The organism is Ruegeria sp. AL7 (assembly GCF_056536105.1).
In genome coordinates this window covers 853,573-874,326 of record NZ_JBQFJF010000001.1, presented here as the reverse complement: position 1 = coordinate 874,326, position 20,754 = coordinate 853,573, and the positions used below count along the sequence as shown (strand labels likewise).

19 protein-coding genes are annotated in these 20,754 nt (G+C 57.8%); 3 read left to right on the top strand and 16 right to left on the bottom strand.

Going from position 1 to position 20,754, the window contains the following annotated elements; genetic code table 11:
- Positions 1–389: 389 nt before the first annotated feature.
- From ACR3E2_RS04340 to purC, 6 genes are all read right to left on the bottom strand, one after another.
- Positions 390–1,724, bottom strand: coding sequence for a sigma-54-dependent transcriptional regulator (locus tag ACR3E2_RS04340; protein ID WP_480476731.1), 1,335 nt, complete (start codon positions 1,722–1,724; stop codon positions 390–392).
- 12 nt (positions 1,725–1,736) lie between these two features.
- Positions 1,737–3,482 carry a sensor histidine kinase gene (locus ACR3E2_RS04335; protein WP_480481076.1) on the bottom strand — a complete coding sequence of 582 codons (1,746 nt, stop codon included), beginning with the start codon at positions 3,480–3,482 and terminating at the stop codon, positions 1,737–1,739.
- 69 nt (positions 3,483–3,551) lie between these two features.
- Positions 3,552–4,220, bottom strand: coding sequence for a phosphoribosylformylglycinamidine synthase subunit PurQ (gene purQ / locus ACR3E2_RS04330; RefSeq protein ID WP_480481078.1), 669 nt, complete (start codon positions 4,218–4,220; stop codon positions 3,552–3,554).
- A gap of 11 nt (positions 4,221–4,231) precedes the next feature.
- Positions 4,232–5,275 (bottom strand): zinc-dependent alcohol dehydrogenase family protein, encoded by a 1,044-nt coding sequence (locus tag ACR3E2_RS04325; RefSeq protein ID WP_480481080.1) that lies wholly within the window; start codon positions 5,273–5,275, stop codon positions 4,232–4,234.
- Between the two features lie 3 nt (positions 5,276–5,278).
- Positions 5,279–5,509, bottom strand: a complete 231-nt coding sequence (purS, locus tag ACR3E2_RS04320) for a phosphoribosylformylglycinamidine synthase subunit PurS (RefSeq protein ID WP_117872765.1) — start codon at positions 5,507–5,509, stop codon at positions 5,279–5,281.
- A gap of 285 nt (positions 5,510–5,794) precedes the next feature.
- Positions 5,795–6,550: a phosphoribosylaminoimidazolesuccinocarboxamide synthase gene (purC, locus tag ACR3E2_RS04315; protein WP_209504015.1), complete on the bottom strand. Its 756-nt coding sequence runs from the start codon at positions 6,548–6,550 to the stop codon at positions 5,795–5,797.
- A gap of 186 nt (positions 6,551–6,736) precedes the next feature.
- Between purC and ACR3E2_RS04310 the strand changes: the two genes are divergently transcribed.
- Both ACR3E2_RS04310 and bmt read left to right on the top strand, forming a co-directional pair.
- Complete coding sequence (locus tag ACR3E2_RS04310) at positions 6,737–7,057, top strand: DUF1476 domain-containing protein (RefSeq protein WP_267364605.1); 321 nt, start codon at positions 6,737–6,739, stop codon at positions 7,055–7,057.
- A gap of 124 nt (positions 7,058–7,181) precedes the next feature.
- Positions 7,182–8,195, top strand: coding sequence for a betaine--homocysteine S-methyltransferase (gene bmt, locus ACR3E2_RS04305; protein ID WP_267364607.1), 1,014 nt, complete (start codon positions 7,182–7,184; stop codon positions 8,193–8,195).
- A 6-nt stretch (positions 8,196–8,201) separates the two neighbouring features.
- On the opposite strand, the gene ACR3E2_RS04300 is transcribed toward bmt, so the two are convergent.
- From ACR3E2_RS04300 to ACR3E2_RS04255, 10 genes are all read right to left on the bottom strand, one after another.
- Entirely contained in the window at positions 8,202–8,978 is a 777-nt protein-coding gene (locus ACR3E2_RS04300; RefSeq protein ID WP_209504018.1) for an enoyl-CoA hydratase-related protein, read from the bottom strand.
- 76 nt (positions 8,979–9,054) lie between these two features.
- Positions 9,055–9,510, bottom strand: coding sequence for a cytochrome c-type biogenesis protein (locus ACR3E2_RS04295; protein WP_480481083.1), 456 nt, complete (start codon positions 9,508–9,510; stop codon positions 9,055–9,057).
- Entirely contained in the window at positions 9,507–11,471 is a 1,965-nt protein-coding gene (locus ACR3E2_RS04290) for a heme lyase CcmF/NrfE family subunit (protein WP_480481085.1), read from the bottom strand. Before ACR3E2_RS04290 ends, ACR3E2_RS04295 begins: the two co-directional genes overlap by 4 nt.
- Positions 11,472–11,546: 75 nt before the next feature.
- Positions 11,547–12,125, bottom strand: a complete 579-nt coding sequence (locus tag ACR3E2_RS04285; RefSeq protein ID WP_480481087.1) for a holin family protein — start codon at positions 12,123–12,125, stop codon at positions 11,547–11,549.
- The gene (locus ACR3E2_RS04280) at positions 12,116–12,727 is read right to left on the bottom strand and encodes a holin-associated N-acetylmuramidase (protein ID WP_480472597.1); all 612 of its coding nucleotides are present in this window, start codon (positions 12,725–12,727) and stop codon (positions 12,116–12,118) included. Before ACR3E2_RS04280 ends, ACR3E2_RS04285 begins: the two co-directional genes overlap by 10 nt.
- 116 nt (positions 12,728–12,843) lie before the next feature.
- Positions 12,844–13,290 (bottom strand): cytochrome c maturation protein CcmE, encoded by a 447-nt coding sequence (gene ccmE, locus ACR3E2_RS04275; protein WP_209504023.1) that lies wholly within the window; start codon positions 13,288–13,290, stop codon positions 12,844–12,846.
- Between the two features lie 7 nt (positions 13,291–13,297).
- Positions 13,298–14,326: an N-acetyl-gamma-glutamyl-phosphate reductase gene (argC, locus tag ACR3E2_RS04270; RefSeq protein ID WP_480481089.1), complete on the bottom strand. Its 1,029-nt coding sequence runs from the start codon at positions 14,324–14,326 to the stop codon at positions 13,298–13,300.
- A gap of 94 nt (positions 14,327–14,420) precedes the next feature.
- The gene (gene murI / locus ACR3E2_RS04265; RefSeq protein ID WP_209596136.1) at positions 14,421–15,230 is read right to left on the bottom strand and encodes a glutamate racemase; all 810 of its coding nucleotides are present in this window, start codon (positions 15,228–15,230) and stop codon (positions 14,421–14,423) included.
- 8 nt (positions 15,231–15,238) lie between these two features.
- Positions 15,239–16,117, bottom strand: a complete 879-nt coding sequence (locus tag ACR3E2_RS04260; protein ID WP_480481091.1) for a lysophospholipid acyltransferase family protein — start codon at positions 16,115–16,117, stop codon at positions 15,239–15,241.
- Positions 16,118–16,195: 78 nt separating this feature from the next.
- Entirely contained in the window at positions 16,196–19,615 is a 3,420-nt protein-coding gene (locus ACR3E2_RS04255) for an indolepyruvate ferredoxin oxidoreductase family protein (RefSeq protein WP_480481093.1), read from the bottom strand.
- 169 nt (positions 19,616–19,784) lie between these two features.
- On the opposite strand from ACR3E2_RS04255, the gene ACR3E2_RS04250 reads away from it, so the two are divergent.
- The gene (locus tag ACR3E2_RS04250; RefSeq protein ID WP_480481095.1) at positions 19,785–20,693 is read left to right on the top strand and encodes a LysR family transcriptional regulator; all 909 of its coding nucleotides are present in this window, start codon (positions 19,785–19,787) and stop codon (positions 20,691–20,693) included.
- Positions 20,694–20,754: the final 61 nt, after the last annotated feature.

Sequence of the window (20,754 nt, the reverse complement as noted above, 5' to 3'; positions counted from 1 at the left end):
GCTGTGGCCCCCTGCCCGGTCACTCAATCGTTGCGCGCGCGTCATCGCGGTTCTTCTCCGACAGGCGCGTTAGCCGCAGCCTGCCCATTATTCCTTTCGCCCGACATGTCGGACTCAGGTACTACATTGCCCCAAATGAGGCACAATCGGTCTGCTTTGCGGCGAACAATCCGTCATCACCATCAGCAAAGCAGCGAAACTCAATGATTCGGGGCTTATGGACACAAAACTGGCCCGGCCCGTCCGGACACAATAAAAGCAGTCCTGTGGAAAAGACAATGGGCAAACTGCACCGCCCCTGCGACGGCGTGCGGGATCGCCTTCATCTGGCCAAAAATATCCCGGGGGAGTCGCCAAAGGCGACGGGGGCAGAGCCCCCGCCACAAAGTTTACAGATAGTCCGACCGCTGGAGGCCGTATTTGGCCATCTTTTCATTCAGCGTCCGGCGCGGCAGGCACAGCTCATCCATCACAGACGCGATTGAGCCTTTGTGCCGCCGCATAGTGTTATCGATCAGCATCCGTTCAAAGGCTTCGACATATTCCTTCAGCGGCTTGCCTTCAGTGGTCATGACCGGCTGCATTTCCTCGTGATCCGACATCAACAGCGAGGCGATCGTTCCGGACCCACGGCGCGATTGCAGCACCGCGCGTTCGGCAATGTTGATCAACTGGCGCACGTTCCCCGGCCAGGGTGCCTGCAACAGCTGCGCGGCTTCCTGAGCGCTTACCTGAGGCGCATCGCAGCCGTATTCTTCGGCGAACTGCTCGCTCAGACGGGTAAACAGGGTCAGAATATCCTCGCCCCTCTGGCGCAGGGGCGGCATGGTGATGCGCAAGGCGGCCAGTCGGTAGAACAGGTCCGGCCGTAAGACATCTTCGGAGGTTTTTCCCGCCTCTTGCAGGTTCGAGATCGCTACGATGCGTGTCTCGGCCGGCGTGCCCTGCTCGTTCATCACGCTGAGCAGCTTGGCTTGCAGGGAATCGTTGAGCGCTTCGACATCTTCCAGAACCAGCGTTCCGCCCCGCGCCTCTTCGATGGCGGGCAATTGGGCGTCTTCAGGCATCATCGGCCCAAACAGACGTTTGGCCAACGCGTCTTCCTCGTGCGCCGCGCAGGACACCAGCACAAATTTCTTGCCGGCACGGCTTCCAACCGCATGCAGGGCGTGTGCGACAAGCGTCTTTCCGGTCCCTGTCTCTCCGTCGATCAGCACATGGCCATCCGCCTGACCTAGATCGAGGATATCCTCGCGCAGGCGTTCCATAACCGGGCTGGCACCGATCAGTTTGTTCATGATCTGGGTGCCGCCGGACAATTCCCGGCGCAGCGCGCGGTTGTCCAGCGTCAGACGCCGCGCATTGCTGGCCCGTTTGGCCAGTTCAGACATGCGGTCGGGGTTGAAGGGTTTTTCAAGGAAATCGAATGCACCGACACGCATCGCCTCGACAGCCATCGGAACATCGCCGTGACCGGTGATCATGATCACGGGCAAGGTGCTGTCAGCGCCCATCAGCTTTTTGAGAAGCTGAATGCCGTCCATTCCGGGCATCTTGATGTCCGAAATCACTATCCCCGGATAATCCGGACCCAACACCTTGAGCGCATCTTCCGCGCTGGCGAAGGTTTCCGTGTCATAGCCGGACAAAGCGAGCCACTGGCTGATCGATTGGCGCATGTCCTGTTCATCGTCAACAATGGCAATTTTCATGGCTTGTGCCATAGTCATTCCTCGTTATTCCGCGGCTTCAAGGCCGTCGCTTCCCAGTGCAGGCAACTGCATTTCAAACACCGCACCGCCATATTGGCCGTTGCGTGCAGTCAGCCGTCCCCCATGGTCGTTCACGATCCCCGACGAGATGGCAAGCCCCAGACCAACACCGTCTCCGGGCTGTTTGGTTGTGTAGAACGGCTCGAACAGGTTTTCGATATCCTCGATTCCGTGCCCGTTGTCGCGTACGGTCAGCACAGCCGTGTCACCAGCTGCCAGGATGATTTCCACATCTGGCTCCGCCACTGATTTGGTGGCGTCCAGCGCGTTTCGCAAGAGGTTGACCATGACCTGCTCGATGCGCATTCGGTCCCCCATCACGATCACGGGTTCCTCTGGTACGATCTGTGTGATCTTCACGTGTCGCTGACGCAATTGCGGCTCCATCATCGACAGCGACGAGGCCAGCGCTTCACCAAGATTTACTGGTGAAAACGCATCCGCACCCTTGCGCGCATAAGACTTGAGCTGCCGGGTAATTGCCCCCATCCGTTCGATCAGACCATCGATGCGGCCAAAGCTGGCAAGGGCCTCTTCCGGGCGGTTGCGGCGCAGCAACAGGCGGGCCCCGGCCAGATAGGTTTTCATCGCCGCCAGTGGCTGGTTCAGCTCGTGACTGACCGCCGCCGACATCTCGCCCAGGGCAGCCAGTTTCGAGCTTTGCGCAAGAGTCTGTTCTGCCAAATCCAGCGTCTTTTCAACCCGTTCACGTTCAGCGATTTCCCGCTGCAGCCGCGCGTTCAATGCGCGAAGCTCTGCCGACTCGCGCTGGAACAGGGTCATGCGCAACGTGGCACGGCGGCTCAACGCATAGAACGCAAGCGCCAGAAGAATCGCAAACCCCATGATTTCCAGCGCCAGAACGCTGTTCACCTTTTCCCGGATCGAGGCATAGGTCGTGAACGAGGTCATCTGCCAGCCGCGGAACGGAATGCGCGTCTCGATCCGCATCACCGCTTCGCCCTGAAGATAGGCATCAGGCGGCAGCGCGGTCCAATCGGTTGTTGCCCGGATGGCGCGCTGGATCGCACCTTGTGGCGGTTGGCGCAGCATCGCCGTGTTCTCATCCAGCCCGCGCCACCGGGGTTCAGTAGACAGAATGATGTTGCCGGTGCTGTCGGTAACCATCACTGCATCCGAGATACCGGCCCAGGCGCGTTCGAACTTCTGCAGGTCAACCTCGACGACGATCACCCCCAGAAACTCCGCCCCGTTCTCCAACCGGCGCGAATACACAAAGCTGTATCCGCCTGCATCCTTGGGAATAACGGAAAATATCGTCGCGTTCGAGCGGATCGCATCCACAAAATAGGGTGTGTTCCGGTGCCCCTCGCCCAACCTGTTCCGGTCGGTCGCGGCAACTGTGCGCCCGTCGCTGTCCAGCAATACCAGTGAGGCCGCGCCGATCTCTTCCACGAATGAAATAAGGCGCTGTGTCGACAGGGTGTAATCGCCTGACTGCAATGCCGAAATCAACGTCGGGTCGCGGGCAAGCAATTGCGGAACAATCGAGTTGCGGCGCAGTTCACTCAGCAAGTTGCCCGAATACAGCGTCAGCCGCAGTTCCGCCCGGTTGCGCGTGGATTCGGTGAACCTGTCGGTCAACAGCCGGTTCGTGACCCACACCGTTGCAATTGTAGCGACCAGCAGAACAAGAACCGCCAGCCGCAACCGCCAGCCCAGCGGTGCACCACGAAACGGTTTCAGCATATTTGACCAGCCAGATCGAACTTCGGGGTTCATGGCGAAAGGTTACGCCCCGGCGGGCGAGACCTCAAGTCACGCCGCTTCAAACACACCTGACAATGCGCGGAACAACGCCACCCCGTCTGTGCCGCCATGACCCTGATCAGCTGCGCGTTCGGGGTGCGGCATCATGCCAAGAACGCGGCGGTTTTCCGACAGGATTCCGGCGATATCCCCGATCGAGCCGTTCGGGTTTTCGACATAGGTAAAAGCGATCCGGTCCTGATCTTTCAGCGCGGCCAGTGTCGCGTCATCCGCAAAATAGTTGCCATCGTGGTGCGCAATCGGAATACCGATCACATCGCCTGCGTTGTAACCGCTGGTAAACGCGCTGTCGCTGGTTTCGACCTTCAGGCCGACGGTCTTGCAGATATATTTCAGCCCGGCATTGCGCAGCAACGCGCCCGGCAAAATGCCGGTTTCGGTCAGAACCTGAAAACCGTTGCATATTCCAACGGCATAACCGCCACGTTGCGTGTGTTCGACCACGGCCTTGCAAATCGGCGATTGCGCCGCGATTGCGCCGCAACGCAGGTAATCTCCGTAAGAGAACCCGCCGGGAACACCCACGATATCAATACCTTCAGGCAAAGCCGCGTCTTTGTGCCAGACCATATCGACCTGAAAACCGGCCTGCTCAAAGGCGACGGCAAGATCTCGGTCACAGTTGGATCCGGGGAATACGATTACGGCTGCACGCATGGTGGGCCCTCCTACGAGACAAAATCTGTGACAACCGCAACACCCGGAGGCGTTGGATGGTCAAAAGCGGCAAGCTCGGCGCTTACCTGGTTCAGGGTTATTTTCCGGGTCACCAGCGGGCTCAGGTCGACCCCTTGACCCGCGATCAGCGACAACAGCGACGGATAGCGCCAGCTTGGCATCCCGCGGGTGCCAAATACGGAGAGCTGACCAGAATAGAGCACATCCATCGGCAGCGACATCTGCGCATGGTCCCCCGCGGGCATTCCGATTTGCACCATGCGGCCCATTTTACGCAGGGATCGCATGGCGGAAACGGTCGTGGCTTGGACGCCAAGCGCCTCGATCGCAACATGTGCACCGCCACCGGTGATGTCTTTCACCGCCTGAGGGGCATCACATGTCGCAGCGTTGACCACCGCATCGGCGCCCAGAGTTTTGGCATAGGCCAGCTTGTCCTCGACGATATCGACAACGATTACACGCGCGCCAAGCGCCTTGCCCAGAAGAAGTGTTGATATTCCGACGCCGCCGCCGCCAAAGACAGCGATCCACTCACCACCCTGCACTTGCGCCCGGCTAACAAGCGCCTGCCACGCCGTGGTTACGCGGCACCCCAATGCGGCAGCGATTTCAGGCGCGATGCTGTCGGGCAAGGATGTCAGGTTGGCATCGGCATGAGCCACGGCAATATATTCAGCAAAAGCCCCGTCACAGGTAAAGCCGGGTACGACCTGGTTCGGACAGATTGTCTGATGACCCTGCGCGCAGTCCGGGCAATGCCCACAGGCAAGGATAAAGGGCGCAATCACCCGGTCCCCGACACGCCACCGTGTGACGCGCACACCGACCGAGACCACCTCGCCGCAAAACTCGTGGCCGGGTGTCATGGGCAGGACAACGTCGGGGTCTGAGCCCGACCAGGCGTGCCAGTCGGACCGGCACACGCCGCAAGCCAGCACCCGCACCACAACACCGTCTTCGGTGGGAACCGGGTCGGGGATCGTCGACACCTCAAGCGGTTGACGATAGGTGATCAGACGCGCGGCCCGCATTAATCAGACCAGTTCGATCTCGTAGCGTTCGATGACGGTGTTGGCCAAAAGCTTTTCGCACATCTCGGTCACGTCTGCCTCGGTCGCGCCATCGGCAAGCTCAAGATCGATGACTTTGCCCTGACGTACGCCTTCGACCTGATCAAAGCCCATTGCACCCAATGCGTGCCGTACTGCTTCGCCCTGCGGGTCCAGCACCCCGTTCTTGAGCATCACATGAACCCGTGCTTTCATTTTGGCAACTCCAACTGTGGGCCGCATACAAGGCCCATTTCGTTGCGCGGGGGATAGCGCGCCTGATGGGTTTCGACAACCCTGTTTCAAACGCAGTTTGCCGCAGGCGAGTGACGATCCTGCGCCGTCAGTTGGACCTGAGTAGTTTTGTTGGCGCAGCAGCTGGAAACTTCGGAATAGTCATCTGATCAAACGGCCCGGCCACACTCAAACACCCTGCTCGGCCAACAACTTGGCAAAGGCAAAACGCCGCCCTGAGTGGGCGGCGCTGCTGAGAAGGAGTGTTTAGTTGATCAGCGTCGGCTTGGTGACATTACTGGCAGGCAGCACACCCAGCCTTCGGGCGACCTCGGAATAGGCATCTGTCAGACTGCCCAGATCGCGGCGGAATACATCCTTGTCCAGTTTCTGACCGGTCTTGATATCCCACAGGCGGCAGCTGTCCGGGCTGATTTCATCCGCAACGACCAGCCGCTGATAGTCGCCTTCAAACACGCGCCCGATTTCGATCTTGAAGTCAACCAGACGAATACCCACCGCCAGCATCACGCCGCTCAGGAAATCGTTCACGCGCAGCGCAAGGCTGAGGATGTCGTCCATGTCCTGCTGGCTGGCCCAGCCAAACGCGGCGATGTGTTCCTCGGTGACAAGAGGATCGCCCAAGGCATCATCCTTGAAGCAATATTCAACGATCGGACGTGGCAATTGCGTCCCTTCGGCAATGCCAAGACGTTTCGACATCGAACCGGCCGCGTAATTGCGCACGATCACTTCCAGCGGAATGATCTCGCAATTGCGCACCAGTTGTTCACGCATGTTCAGGCGCCGGATGAAGTGGTTCGGAATGCCAATCTGGGTCAGCCCGGTCATAAAGAACTCGGATAAACGGTTGTTCAGCACGCCTTTGCCGTCAATCACGTCCTTCTTCTCGGCGTTGAATGCGGTGGCGTCATCCTTGAAATACTGTACGATGGTGCCCGGCTCGGGGCCTTCATACAGAATTTTGGCCTTGCCTTCGTAGATTTTCTTGCGACGCGCCATAAGCGACCTTTCCAGACTGGCGAAAGGGAATGAGTCCCTTCACGTTGGCGTCCTCATAGTGCAAGCCCTGCGTTCCCGCAAGTTCGCTGCCCCGAGGGCCTTTGACGCAGCGCAAATACCTTGCACCCAGAGTGTCCTATTGTCATATCATCAGTGAGAAACGGTAATCCAAGGGGTCCCCAACCAATGACCACATTCGACGAACGTGAAGCCGCGTTTGAAAGCAAATTCGCCCATGACGAAAAGATGCAGTTTATCGCACGGATGCGCCGCAACCGCTTTATGGCTGTCTGGGCGTCTGCGCTGAAGGGCGAAACTGTTGAACAGGCACGGAAATACGGACAGGAACTGGTTCATACCGACCTGCAGCATGTCGGCGAGGACGATGTTGTCGAGGCAGTCAAAGCCTACTTGGGTGATCTTGCAGATGAAGCCACGATCCGTTCGAAAATGGCCGAGCTTCTGGTTGAGGCCAAAGAACAGGTGATGGCGGAAGGCGAGCATTGATTGCCTGAAATGCAAAACTCATGATCTTCATGAGTTTTATGAATTTGATTTGACGCCCTGGTCATGAGACATGGGGCGTCTCTGTTTTTTTGCAGCGTTTATACGCTTTTTCTGGAATAACCCTATGACAAACGCGCTGAGCAAACTTCTGGACACCAAAGACGCCATCCTTGCGGACGGTGCAACGGGGACCAACTTATTTAACATGGGTCTGCAATCAGGTGATGCACCTGAGCTGTGGAACGTGGATGCTCCGGACAAGATCAGGGCGCTGTATCAGGGGTCAGTCGATGCGGGCAGCGACCTGTTTCTGACCAATACGTTTGGAGGCACTGCGGCGCGTCTGAAACTGCATGATGCGCAGAACCGCGTGGGCGAGCTGAACCGTATCGGCGCAGAACTTGGACGTGAAGTCGCAGACAAAGCCGGGCGCCCTGTTGTCGTGGCCGGATCGGTTGGACCCACCGGCGAGATTATGGAGCCGGTCGGCAGCCTGTCGCATTCCGAAGCGGTTGAAATGTTTCATGAACAGGCCGAGGCTTTGAAAGCGGGCGGGGTTGACGTTCTTTGGGTAGAAACCATCAGCGCGCCCGAGGAGTTCCGCGCGGCAGCCGAGGCCTTTGCACTGGCCGACATGCCCTGGTGCGGCACGATGAGCTTTGACACGGCCGGGCGCACAATGATGGGTGTCACCTCGGCCGATCTTGCGCTTTTGGTTGAAACCTTGCCAAACCCACCGATCGCTTTTGGGGCCAATTGTGGTACCGGCGCGTCGGATATCCTGCGCACGGTTCTGGGTTTTGCTGCGCAAGGCACCGAGCGCCCGCTGATCTCAAAGGGCAATGCGGGCATTCCGAAATACGTGGATGGCCATATCCACTATGACGGGACACCCGAACTGATGGGTCGGTATGCTGCCATGGCGCGGGATTCGGGCGCCACAATCATTGGCGGGTGCTGCGGCACCATGCCCGATCATCTGCGCAAAATGCGCGAAGCGCTGGATACCACTTCGCGCGGCGAGCGCCCGACACTGGATCAGATCACCGAGGCATTGGGGCCGTTTTCGTCGGCTTCCGACGGAACCGAGGACGACGCGGGCCCCGAACGCCGTACGCGTCGCCGCCGCCGCGCCTGACGCTTATCAACGCCCTTCGAATTTCGGAGGGCGTTTTTCCATGAACGCCACTACACCTTCAGCAAAATCCCGCGACCGGCCACATTCACCTTGAAGATGCGCCTCGGTCGCAAGCTGCTGCTGCAATGTGTTTTCGTACGTCCCGCGAATGGCACGTTTGATCGCGCCATAGGCCGCCGTTGGACCTTTGGCCAGATATTCTGCCCTTTTGTGCCAATGTGCGGCAAACGCATCATCGGGCACAGCTTCCCAGATCATACCCCATTCTTCGGCCTGCCGGGCGCTGATCTTGTCAGCAAACAAGGCGGCCCCCATCGCTTTGGCCAAGCCCATCTGGCGCGGCATGAACCAGGTGCCCCCGGCATCGGGCAGCAAGCCGATACGTGCAAACGCCTGCAGGAAGTACGCACTCTCCGTTGCAATAACCACATCCGCACACAGCGCAAGGTTGGCCCCTGCCCCCGCAGCAGGTCCGTTTACAGCAGCGATCGTCGGAACCGGACAGCTGTGGATGGTTTCCAGCATCGGCTCGTATTCGTCGCGCAATGATCGTTCCAGATCGATCTTACCGGTCGATGATGCATCGCCCAGATCCTGCCCGGAACAAAACGCCGGACCTGCCCCGGTGATAACGATACAGCGCGCTTTAACCGCAGCGTCTTTCATCGCGTGGGTAATCTCTGCCCGCATCCGAGTGGTCAGCGCGTTCATCTTGTCCGGTCTGTTCAGGGTCAGAACCGCCAGACCGTCCGATATGTCCAATAGAACCGTTTCGTAATTCATGAAGACTTTTTCCCTCGCGCCACGTGTTTCAGCACATTTACTTGTCCGGGCAGGTTGGGAAAAGCAGAACCAAACGTCAGTCTTCAAGAATTTGGCGAAGGCGTTCCTGTTCTTCTGCGCTTAGAGCTTCGGTTTCACCTGAAACCTGCGCCCTGGCGCGTGTGCGAAGAAAGTTCAACCCGACTGCGGCAGCGATCAGCAACATGATTGGCCCGGCAAGCCACAACAGCAGATTCGAACCGCTGGTGGTGGGCTTGAGCAAGACATATTCGCCGTAGCGGTCAACGATAAACGCGACAGCCTCTTCGTCGCTGTCACCCGCAACCAGGCGTTCACGCAAAAGCAAGCGCAGATCGCGTGCCAGTTCAGCGTTGCTTTCGTCAATGCTTTCATTGCGACACACCAGGCATCGCAACCCAACACTCAGGTCGCGCGCGCGCTGCTCCAGAACAGGGTCGTCCAGAACTTCGTCAGGTTGTACCGCAAACACCGGCGCTGCCAGCAGCAGCAGGATCAATACAAGGCGTTTCATTCTGCGGGTACTCCGCCAGCGGGGGATTTGCGCGCACCTGCGGCGACACGGAACCGCCTGTCGCTCAGGCTAAGGACACCGCCGAGCGCCATCAGGATACATCCACCCCAGATCCAGTTCGCCAAAGGCTTGATATAGGTGCGCATGACCCAGCCGCCATCTGCCTGCTGATCCCCGATGACGACGTAAAGATCACCAAGAAAACGATAGTCAATCGCGGCCTCGGTCGTCGGCATGCGTGCAACGGGATAATCCCGTTTCTCGGGATGCAGCGTTCCGATGACGCGACCGCCCTTTTCGACCAGAACATCAGCCGTGGTTGAAAAATAGTTCGGCCCCTGAACCCGTCGCACGTCCTGCAATGTCAGTGTAAACTGACCCACTTCGAACGGCTGGTTCAGTTGCGCCACACGGATATCTTCCGCCTCCCACGCGGTCAGACCGGCAATCGCAAAGATCGTGACCCCAAGACCGGTATGGGCAACTGCCTTACCCCAATCGGCTCCCGGAAGTCGGATCAGACGTTTGAAGCTGCCATTGCGGCCTGTCCGGCTCCACAAATCAATGGCGGCGCCGAATGTAATCCAAGCCCCCAGGAACAAGCCTACGGGTCCTAACGCGCTGCGACCGGTCTGCATCGCCCAAACCAACAGCGCAATCGCCAGCGCCAAACCAAAGGCATAGCGCAGGGACCAGGCCGTTTTGCCCAGCCGACCGCGTTTCCACGGCAGCATTGCCCCGATTGGCAGGATAAGCCCCAGCAAAACCATGAACGGAGAAAACGCCGCGTTGAAAAACGGTGCCCCAACCGAAAGTTTGCGGTCAAACATCATCTCGGCCACCATCGGCCACATCGTCCCAACAAAAACGACGAAGCAACTGACCGCCAGAAGGACATTGTTCACGATCAGCGCGCTTTCGCGGCTGACCATGCCAAAAACGCCCTTGGCCTCCATCGCTTGCGCGCGTGCGGCAAACAAGGTAAGCGCGCCGCCGATGAAGAAGACCAGAATGATCAGGATGAACACACCGCGTTCCGGATCATTGGCAAAGGCGTGAACCGAGGTCAGCAGCCCTGATCGTACGATAAACGTACCGATGAGGGAAAATCCAAACGCGATGATTGCCAGCAGAATGGTCCAACTTTTCAATGCTTCGCGCTTTTCCACAACAATTGCCGAGTGCAACAGCGCCGCCGCCAGCAGCCAGGGCATGAAGGACGCGTTTTCGACCGGGTCCCAGAACCAGAAGCCGCCCCAGCCCAGCTCGTAATAGGCCCACCAGGATCCCAGCGCGATACCGATGGTCAGGAAAACCCAGGCCGCCAGCGTCCAGGGGCGTACCCACCGGCCCCAGGCCGCATCAATGCGCCCTTCGATCAGGGCAGCAATCGCAAAGCTGAATGCCATGCTCAAGCCGACGTAGCCGAGGTACAGAAACGGCGGGTGGAAGGCCAGCCCGGGGTCTTGCAGCAGCGGGTTCAGGTCGCGCCCGTCAAACGGAGCGATGGCAAGCCGGTCAAACGGGTTCGACGTGAACAGGATAAAACCGAAAAACGCCACGGCAATAGCCGATTGAACGGCCAGAACACGGGCTTTAAGTGTCGGTGGCAAGCCGCCACCAAAGAAGGCCGCCATCGCACCAAACAGGGTGACAATCAGCACCCACAGCAGCATAGATCCTTCGTGGTTGCCCCATGTTCCACTGATCTTGTACAGCATCGGCTTTGCTGTGTGGCTATTCTCGACCACAATCCTGAGGGAGAAGTCAGACGTTACAAACGCCCAGATCAATGCACCAAATGCAAACGCTGTCAGCAGGAACTGGACGATCGCGGCGGGCTCTGCAAAGCCCATCCAGCCGGCCCAGCGTTTTGAGGCGCCGATCAGGGGAACAACGCTTTGCACAATTGCGACAAAGAACGCGAGGATCAGGGTGAAGTGGCCAAGCTCTGTAATCATGCCCCGGAATATACGCCGGTGCGGAACCGGGGGCCATGACCTTTAGCTTGTTCTGCACGCACAAAGTGTCGCGGGTCAGATACCGCGAAGCTTTCGCCAATCGTTCAGCGCCTGGTTTTCCTCGGGACGTATGACATCGATGTTCAGCACAGCATCCGGACCGGGATCAGCAACTCCCGGGCTGTCGCTCTGCATCGTGCGCCAGGCCTCGATATTGCTCATGACCGTTGGCAGTTGCGTCATGGTTGAGCGGATATCCCGCTGAAAATCCTGCATTTTACTTTGGTGACGCGCGCCAAAGTAAAACGATACGATCACGCCCAGCAACCACCACAGCGGCTCTGGGACCAAGGCTATGCCCTGCATCCGTGCGGCAAACCATATTGGGTCGACCATGGCGGCAACAAACAAGCCAAGCGTTCCCAATGCCAGCGCCGGGCGCGGTAACCTGTTCACGCCGTCCATGACACGGTCAAAAAGACCCTTCTGAGGTGCCTGAAATTCGCTACCGAACTGCACCATGGCCTGAGTTTGAATCTCATTGGCGCGTACTGCGCCTGCTTCGGTGTTTTCACGATAGAGTTCTGCGGTTTCCTGTAAGACGTTGCGCCCGTTACCAAACAAAAGCGCCAGCACACCTGAAATCAGCCCCATGCCGCGATCCTTCTGGTAAATTCGCTGTCCGAAAGATGATAACGCGGCGAAAGAAATTCTTCGGCCCGTTTTATCCAGCCACCTTTGCCGCCTGATCGGCTACGCGCGTATTTTCTGGATGCAGGCCGCTGATCAGCAAGGCGAAAATAGTAGTTTCGCCGCGCAATCCCGTAGGCGTCGCGCAGGACATCGGGCTCTGGCTGCGCCGCGCTTTGGCAGGCCGCCACGGTTTGCGGGCCTATCACGCCGTCGGCGGTGACGTTAAACCCCATTTCCTGTAGCAGCCGCTGAAGGATCTTCACCGCCTGCGCACCGGCATTCACATACATGTCGAAAACCGAAGCATGCAGGGTTTCGGGAAGCTCCGCAATGTGCGGCTTGTCGAAATAGTGCTGCACAAAGATGTCGACCGCTTGTCGAGCGGACACTGCGCGCACATCCGCCTCGTCAACCCGACCGTCGCCAGTCAGATCCAAACCCAGCCTGCGCAGGGTGTGAATCGTGACCCCGAACTTGGTTGCCCCGCCCGGATCGTCGGGGTCATCAACAAAGCCCCCTTCACGGGCCACAATCTCTTTGGCAATTTGCCGAACCGTTTGCATACCACCCTCGTAACGTTAGGTGGCCACACCGTTTCCGACAGAAATTAATGATTTAAAACGAAACGGAGCGCTGCATGCACCATGCACGCAACGCTCCGTAACAGAGTCAAACGGCTTCAGCTTTCTTCCGCGCCTTTGTAGACACCTTGCTCTTTCAGAGCGTCCATGACCTCTTTCGGCATGTAGGTCTCATCATGTTTGGCAAGAATTTCAGTCGCTTCAAAGACGCCGTTCACGTAACTTCCCGTGCCGATCATTCCCTGATTTTCCGAGAAAAGGTCAGGCAGAACACCTGTGAACGAGACCGGAACGCTTTCGCCGCCATCCGTTACAACAAAACGGATGGTTTCGCCCTGTCCGCGGATGATCGAGCCTTCTTCAACCAAGCCGCCAATCCGAAACACTTCGGTCGGTTTCGGCGGCTCTGCAATCACCTCGCTGGGCGAGCGGAAAAAGTTGATCCCGTCCTGCAATGCCCAACCAATCAACGCAGTTGCCGCCACCAAGGCAACAACTGCCACCAGAATGACTTGTACGCGCCGACGTTTCTTGAGCGTTTTCATACCATCCTCACGGGAAAAGCGGGGCCATCATCAGGCCCAGAGTTTCATCTTCACCTAACATCAGGTTCGCGTTCTGCAAGGCTTGCCCACTGCTACCTTTTGTCAGGTTATCCAGCGCCGCAATCACAATTGCGCGCCGCTCAATCCGATCGGCCACAACACCGACGTGACAGAAATTCGACCCCCGCACATGGTGGGTCGAAGGGGTCTCACCCATCGGCAGCATCTGGATGAACGGCTCATCCGCATAGGCTTTGGCAAGCGTTTCGTAGATGCTGTGCGGGTCACCCTTCACATAGGTTGTGGCCAGAATACCCCTGTTTGCAGGAATAAGGTGAGGCGTGAACTGCACATGCACAGCCCGACCGGCAAGTTTCGAAAACTCCTGATCGAACTCGCCAAGATGCCTGTGTGTCCCTCCGACGGAATAGGCATTGCTGCCTTCGCTCAGTTCAGCGTGCAGCAGGTTTTCCTTCAGTGACCGCCCTGCCCCTGATACGGCGCATTTCAGATCAAGAACGATATCGTCCAGATCAATGACCCCGGCGGATATCAGTGGCCGCAGAACATATTGCCCGGTCGCCGCATTGCACCCGGTACCCGCAACAAGCCGTGCCCTCTTGATGTCTTCGCGGTAGAACTCGGTCAGACCATAGATCGCCTCTTCCTGCTGTTTTAGCGCGGTATGCGGATTACCGTACCATTTTTCGTACTCGTCGGGGTCTGCCAGCCGGAAGTCTGCGGACAGGTCAATGATTTTCAGGCCTTTCGGCAAGTCCCGGATCACTTCCTGACTGGTTTTGTGCGGCAAGGCGCAAAAACACAGGTCGACCTGCGCAAAGTCGATCTCGGAGATTTTGCACAAGTCCGGCAGATCCAAGTGGCGCAGATGCGGGAAGACCTGCGCCATTGTCATGCCAGCCTTACGTTCGGCGGCCAACGCGACGATATCCATGTTCGGGTGCTCGGCGATCAGCCGCACCAGTTCAGCGCCGGTATAGCCCGAAGCGCCCAGAATTGCGATTTTATGGGTCATTTCAGACCTCTTTCACTTGAGTGTCACATGTTTCGACCGCCGATGCGACGGCCTTGAAATAAGGGAAGCAGAGCGGCTGCGTCCTTGACCTAAGTCAGGCAGCCTGGAACGTGATTTGTCGTCGGAGGAACTGCGTCGCCCGGTCGCTGACAACATTGGGTTTGCCCGTTGTCAGAAAACCACTTGGGCCCTCGCCCAACATGGTGGGATGACGTTGCAGGTAATCTGCCAGACTGTCAGCAACAAGCGCACCCTGGCTGTAAACCTGCACATCTTCACCCAACGCAGCCTGGAATGCTTCGGCCATCAACGGGTAATGCGTGCAGCCCAGAATAGCGGCCTGAGGTTCCGGCATCTTGCGCTTGAGCGCATCCACATGGCTGCGCACCAAGGCTTCGGCCAGGATCATGTCGCCGTCTTCTATGGCATCCACAACGCCGCCACAGGCCTGTGCCTCGACATCCACACCGATGGCCCGAAAGGCCAATTCACGCTGAAAGGCCCGACTGGATACCGTGGCAGGCGTTGCAAACAATGCCACATGTTTGACGGCCACTTCGCGCGGCGGAGAATTGTCGCCCCATTGCCGTTCGGTCAGTGCTTCGATCAACGGGACAAAAACGCCAAGAACGCGTTTGCCGCTGGGCACGCCTTCTTCCTGCATCCGCCGCAACGCTGCGGCGCTGGCCGTGTTGCAGGCCAGAATCACCAGATTGCAGCCACGCGACCACAGATCCTGAACCGCCTTGCGGGTCAGTTGATAGATATCCTCGGCATCACGCACACCGTATGGCGCGTGTGCACTATCTGCAAAATACAGGAAATCAACGTCCGGCAGACGTTGCTGCGCGGCACTCAGGACGGTCAGACCGCCCAAACCGGAATCGAAGATACCTACTGCCATTAGATCCTTCAGGCGCGATGCCGTTCCTCAAACTCATAGCCGTAGTCATAAGACTTCAACGGCGTTGGAGACAGCTCATACGTGGCTTTGCGCAGGAAATCCATCATCTTGCGCGTATCCTTGCTGAGCGGGTCCAGAATGTCACGGCGTATCGGCTCTCCGATCACGACTTTCACCGGTGTATCAACGCGTTTCTTGAACTCTTTGATCAGCAGGCCCATCCGCAAAGTACTGTGCAGATGGCTGGCGATCTGAAACAGACGAGACGTGTGGCCATCAAAGAAAACCGGGACAACTGTGGCATTCGATTTGGCCACCATCCGCGCGGTAAACCCGCGCCAACCCGGATCCATGGGGTGGGAAAACGGCTTAACCCCGGTGCTGACCGTCCCGCCGGGAAAAATGCCGATCGCCCCGCCTTCGCCCAGATAGCTGAGCGCGGTTTTGCGGGTCTCAAGGTTCAGCTGCATCGCCTCTTTCGTTTCATCAAACGAAATTGGCAGAATGATGCGATTCAGGTCTTCGGCCTTGCGAAACACCCGATGGGCCAGAATGCGGAAATCACCCCGTGTCTCGGACAGGATATGTCCCATCATCAGGCCATCCAGAATTCCGTAGGGATGATTGGCAATCAGGATCAGAGGACCGTCTTTCGGAACATTCGAAAGCGATCCCCCTGCCACGTCCAGTGTCAGCCCATAACGTTCAACCATCACGGCCCAAAAGTCGCGCCCATTGGCAACGTCTTTCTCGTACCCGTCCGCACGTTTGATCAGGCGCATACGGCCTGTGGTGTTCTCCATCAGCTTGATAACCATCCGCCCGCCTTTAGTATCGGCGGAATGCGCGTAGGAAATGTCGCGAACGGCATGACGACGAGAAGGCATATGGGTCTCCGGTTTGTTGCCTGCAAAATAGGTGCAAGTAACAATTTTGCCTAGCTATCGTGACACGCTTGTGACGTTTTATTCCGCTGCAGTCTGCAACCCTGCCCCCCCGCCGCGAATGACGGCCAGCAACTCCTCGCGCCGCTTGGCTGCTTTGGCCTCGTTCTCGCGCAATACCGGGCCAAATCCACGGATATCCAGCGGCAAACGGGCCAGGGCGGCAATCGCATCGCGCGTGGTCTGCGACACAAGCGGCAGAACTTCGCGCATGTCCTTTTCATATTGACGGATCAACGCACGCTCCATCCTGCGTTCCGACGAATAGCCAAATATATCCAGCGGCGTACCGCGCAGCGCCTTCAACCGGGTCAAAAGCTTCAATGGGCCAATGACCGACTCCCCGAAAGCACGTTTGCGCGGTCTGCCGTTGCTGCCCGATCCCCCCAAAAAGGGCGGGGCCAGATGGAATGTCATCTTGAAATCGCCATCGAACTCGGCAGCCGCTTTGTCACGGCTTGTCAGAAGAAGGCGCGCGACTTCGTATTCATCCTTGTAGGACAACAGCTTGTGATAGCCTTTTGCCACCGCTTCGCGGATATCCGCATCCTCAACACTGTCGACCAGCTTGCGATACCGCTTGGCCAGCCGCGCACCTTGGTAGTCGGTCAGATGGCTTGCGCGGAATTCGATCTTCTGATCCAGCGATTTGGGAATCTCGGTCACGGTCGGGGACAGAATGGACTGTACCTCTGCCGGATGAAGAACCGCCCAACGCCCGATATCAAACGCACGCTTGTTCCGTTCAATCGTAGTTCCGTTCAATTCGATGGCATCAAAGATCGCCTGATGGCTGACGGGCAACAACCCGCGCTGCCAGGCCGCGCCAAAGATCATCATGTTGGAATAGATCGAGTCGCCCATCACGGCGCGTGCCAACTCGGTCGCGTCAAACAGCGAGACATCTTCTTTCAACCGAGCCTGGAGGGCCAGTTCCAGCTGGTCGGCAGGAATGCGGAACTCGGTATTGCGCGTAAAGTCGCCTGTTACCGTCTCATGGCTGTTCACAACGGCGCCTGTATGGCCTGTGCGCGTCAGGCCCAATGTTTTGGCTCCGGCGGACACCACCAGATCACCGCCGATCAACGCATGGGCTTCGCCGGTTGCGACGCGGATGGCGCTGATGTCTTCGGGTGCGTTGGCCAGACGGCAATGGATGTGTACCGCGCCGCCTTTCTGCGCCAAGCCCGCCATTTCCATCATGCCCGCGCCTTTGCCGTCAATCTGGGCAGCCTGCGCAAGAATTGCGCCCAGCGTGACAACACCGGTTCCCCCGACACCCGTGATCACCACGTTATGCGTACCGCTGATTTTGGGCAGCACCGGCATTGGCAGGTCCGGCAAGTCGATTTCGGTTGTTGCCTCTTTGCGGATCTTCGCCCCCTCAAGCGTAACGAAGGACGGGCAAAAACCGTTCAGGCAGGAATAATCCTTGTTGCAGCTTGACTGATCGATGGCCCGCTTGCGCCCGAGTTCTGTTTCCTTGGGTACGATCGACACGCAGTTCGATTGCACCCCGCAATCGCCGCAGCCCTCGCAGACATCGGTATTGATAAACACGCGCTTGTCCGGATCCGGGAACGTGCCGCGTTTGCGGCGGCGGCGCTTCTCGGCCGCACAGGTCTGAACGTAGACAATGACCGAAACACCCTCGATCTCGCGGAACTTCTCCTGCACCTGCATCAGTTCCGCACGCTCGAACGTCTGAACACTCGACGGCAGAGCCTTGAAGTTCACGTCTTCTTTTTCGTCATAGACCAGAGCAACCTCACGGACACCCATGGCTTTGACTTCGGCAACGATCCGTTCTGCAGTCAGATCGCCTTCATTCTCCTGCCCGCCCGTCATGGCGACGGCATCGTTAAACAGGATCTTAAAGGTGATGTTCGTGCCCGCAGACAACGCCGCACGGATCGCCTGAACGCCCGAGTGGTTATAGGTGCCATCGCCAAGGTTCTGGAACACGTGTTTGGTGGTCGAAAACGGGGCCTCACCGATCCAGTTCGCGCCTTCACCGCCCATCTGGGTAAAGCCGGTGGTATTCCGGTCCATCCACTGAACCATGTAATGACAACCGATCCCTGCATAGGCACGGCTGCCATCCGGGACTTTGGTCGAACTGTTGTGCGGACAGCCCGAGCAGAAATACGGAAGCCTTGTTGCGATTTCCTGTGCGTTGTCGGCCCGGCGCGCCTCGGACAAAGAGGCCAGCCCGGCCCGAATACCATCGGTTTCACGCCCTTCTTCGATCAGGATTTCACCCAGCTTTTCAGCAATCATGATCGGGTCGAGCGCGCCACGGGTCGGAAACAGTTCGTCGCGGTGCAACGTACCGGCACCGCCCTTGTACCACCCATAAACCCGGCGGCCGCGACGGTCGTCAAAGATAGCCTCTTTGACCTGAACTTCGATCAGCTTGCGCTTTTCCTCGACGATCACGATCAGGTCCAGCCCTTCGGCCCAGTCGTGGAACCCGACCATGTCCAGCGGGAAGGTCTGCCCCACCTTGTAGGTGGTGATCCCCAGCCGTTCGGCTTCGGATTCATTGATATTCAAAAGCGACAGCGCATGGGTCAGGTCCAGCCAGTTCTTGCCCGCCGCAACAAACCCGATCTTTGCACCCGGTTTGCCCCATATCCGCCTGTCCAGCTTGTTGGCATGCGAAAACGTCTCGGCTGCAAACCTTTTGTAATCGATGACGCGCGTTTCCTGCAGGTGCGGCGTGTCCCCCAGGCGGATATTCAAACCGCCTTCCGGCATATCGAAATCAGGTACGACGACCTGCATTCGGTCGGGGCGACCATCCACAACCGAGGTAACCTCGATTGTGTCCTTCATGGTCTTTAGCCCAACCCAAACCCCAGCAAAACGGCTGAGCGCAAAGCCGTATATTCCGTAGTCGAGGATTTCCTGCACACCCGCCGGGCTGACGACAGGCATATACATATCTACCAGTGACCATTCGGACTGATGCAACACGGTCGAGCTTTCGCCGGTATGATCATCACCCATCGCCATAAGCACACCGCCATGCTTGGCGGTACCGGCCATATTCGCGTGGCGCATGACATCACCGGACCGGTCTACGCCCGGCCCCTTGCCGTACCAAAGCCCAAAAACCCCATCGAACTTGCCGTCTCCGCGCAAGCCGGCCTGTTGGCTGCCCCACAGCGCCGTTGCCGCCAGATCTTCGTTCAATCCGAACTGAAACGTAACATCGCTTTGGGATAACTGCTTTTGCGCCCGCATCATCTGCTGATCAACAGCGCCAAGTGGCGAGCCACGATATCCAGTCACCAGCCCCGCAGTGTTCAGTCCCGCCAGCCGGTCTCTGGCCTTTTGCATCAGCATCAACCGGACAAGCGCCTGTGTTCCGTTCAGAAGAACGGGGCTTTTCTCAAGATCGAACCGGTCGTTTAACGTAATCTGTGGCTGACTCATCAGACGTCTCCCCTCGCCAGATCAGTGTGCATGTACTCAGCGCATTTTAGGTCATAATTTCTGACCTGTATAGGTTTTATGCACTGAACCGTAACGATTTCGGCCTTTGATTGTAGAACTTGTTACCTGTTTCATATAGGCGTTCGAAAAGATAACGAAAGTTGCGGCGATGGATTGGGACAAGCTTAGAATATTTCACGCGGTGGCCGATGCGGGCAGCCTCACACATGCCGGGGACAAGCTCAATTTGTCTCAATCCGCCGTGAGCAGACAGATCCGTGCGCTGGAAGAGTCATTGGATGCCACCCTTTTTCACCGTCACGCCCGGGGGCTGATTCTCACCGAACAGGGTGAATTGTTGTTCGACGCCACATCCGCCATGTCAAAACGGCTGGACGCAGCTGCCGCACGCATTCGCGACAGTGAAGAAGAGGTCTTTGGCGTTCTTCGGGTCACGACGACCTTTGGGTTCGGCACACTGTGGCTCGCCCCTCGCCTGCCCAAGCTTTATGAACAATATCCTGATCTGAACATCGACCTGATGCTGGAAGAACGAGTTCTGGACCTTCCCATGCGAGAAGCGGATGTCGCCATTCGCATGAAGGAACCCAGCCAGGCAGATCTTGTGCGAAAACGCCTGATGACGGTTCAGATGGCGCTTTACGCGACGCACAACTACATCGAAGCCCATGGTGGAATGCTGAAATCTCTGGAGGATATCCAAAATCACCGGCTGATCTGTCAAACACCCGCGGCACCCCAGGTGGGCGCCAGCGCGGCCATGGTTCGCCACCTTATGACCTACAATCCCGCATCCCTGTTGACGGTAAACAACTACTTCGGCGTCCTTCAGGGAGTGTTGCACAATCTCGGCATTGGGGTTCTGCCAGATTACGTCACACAGGATTTCCCGCATCTTGTGCCAGTTCTGTCGGATGTCGAAACCGCTGACGTGCCGGTCTATCTGGCTTATCCCGAAGAACTCCGACACTCCAAACGTGTCGGGGCGTTCCGCGACTTTGTGCAGGACGAGATCATCGCACAGCGCAAACAACTGAAAAAGATGGGAAAACTTTAGCTATGCATAAATGGCATAGCGGGCATGAGGACATTTCAGGGTTAAATTCCTTGAACGTTTA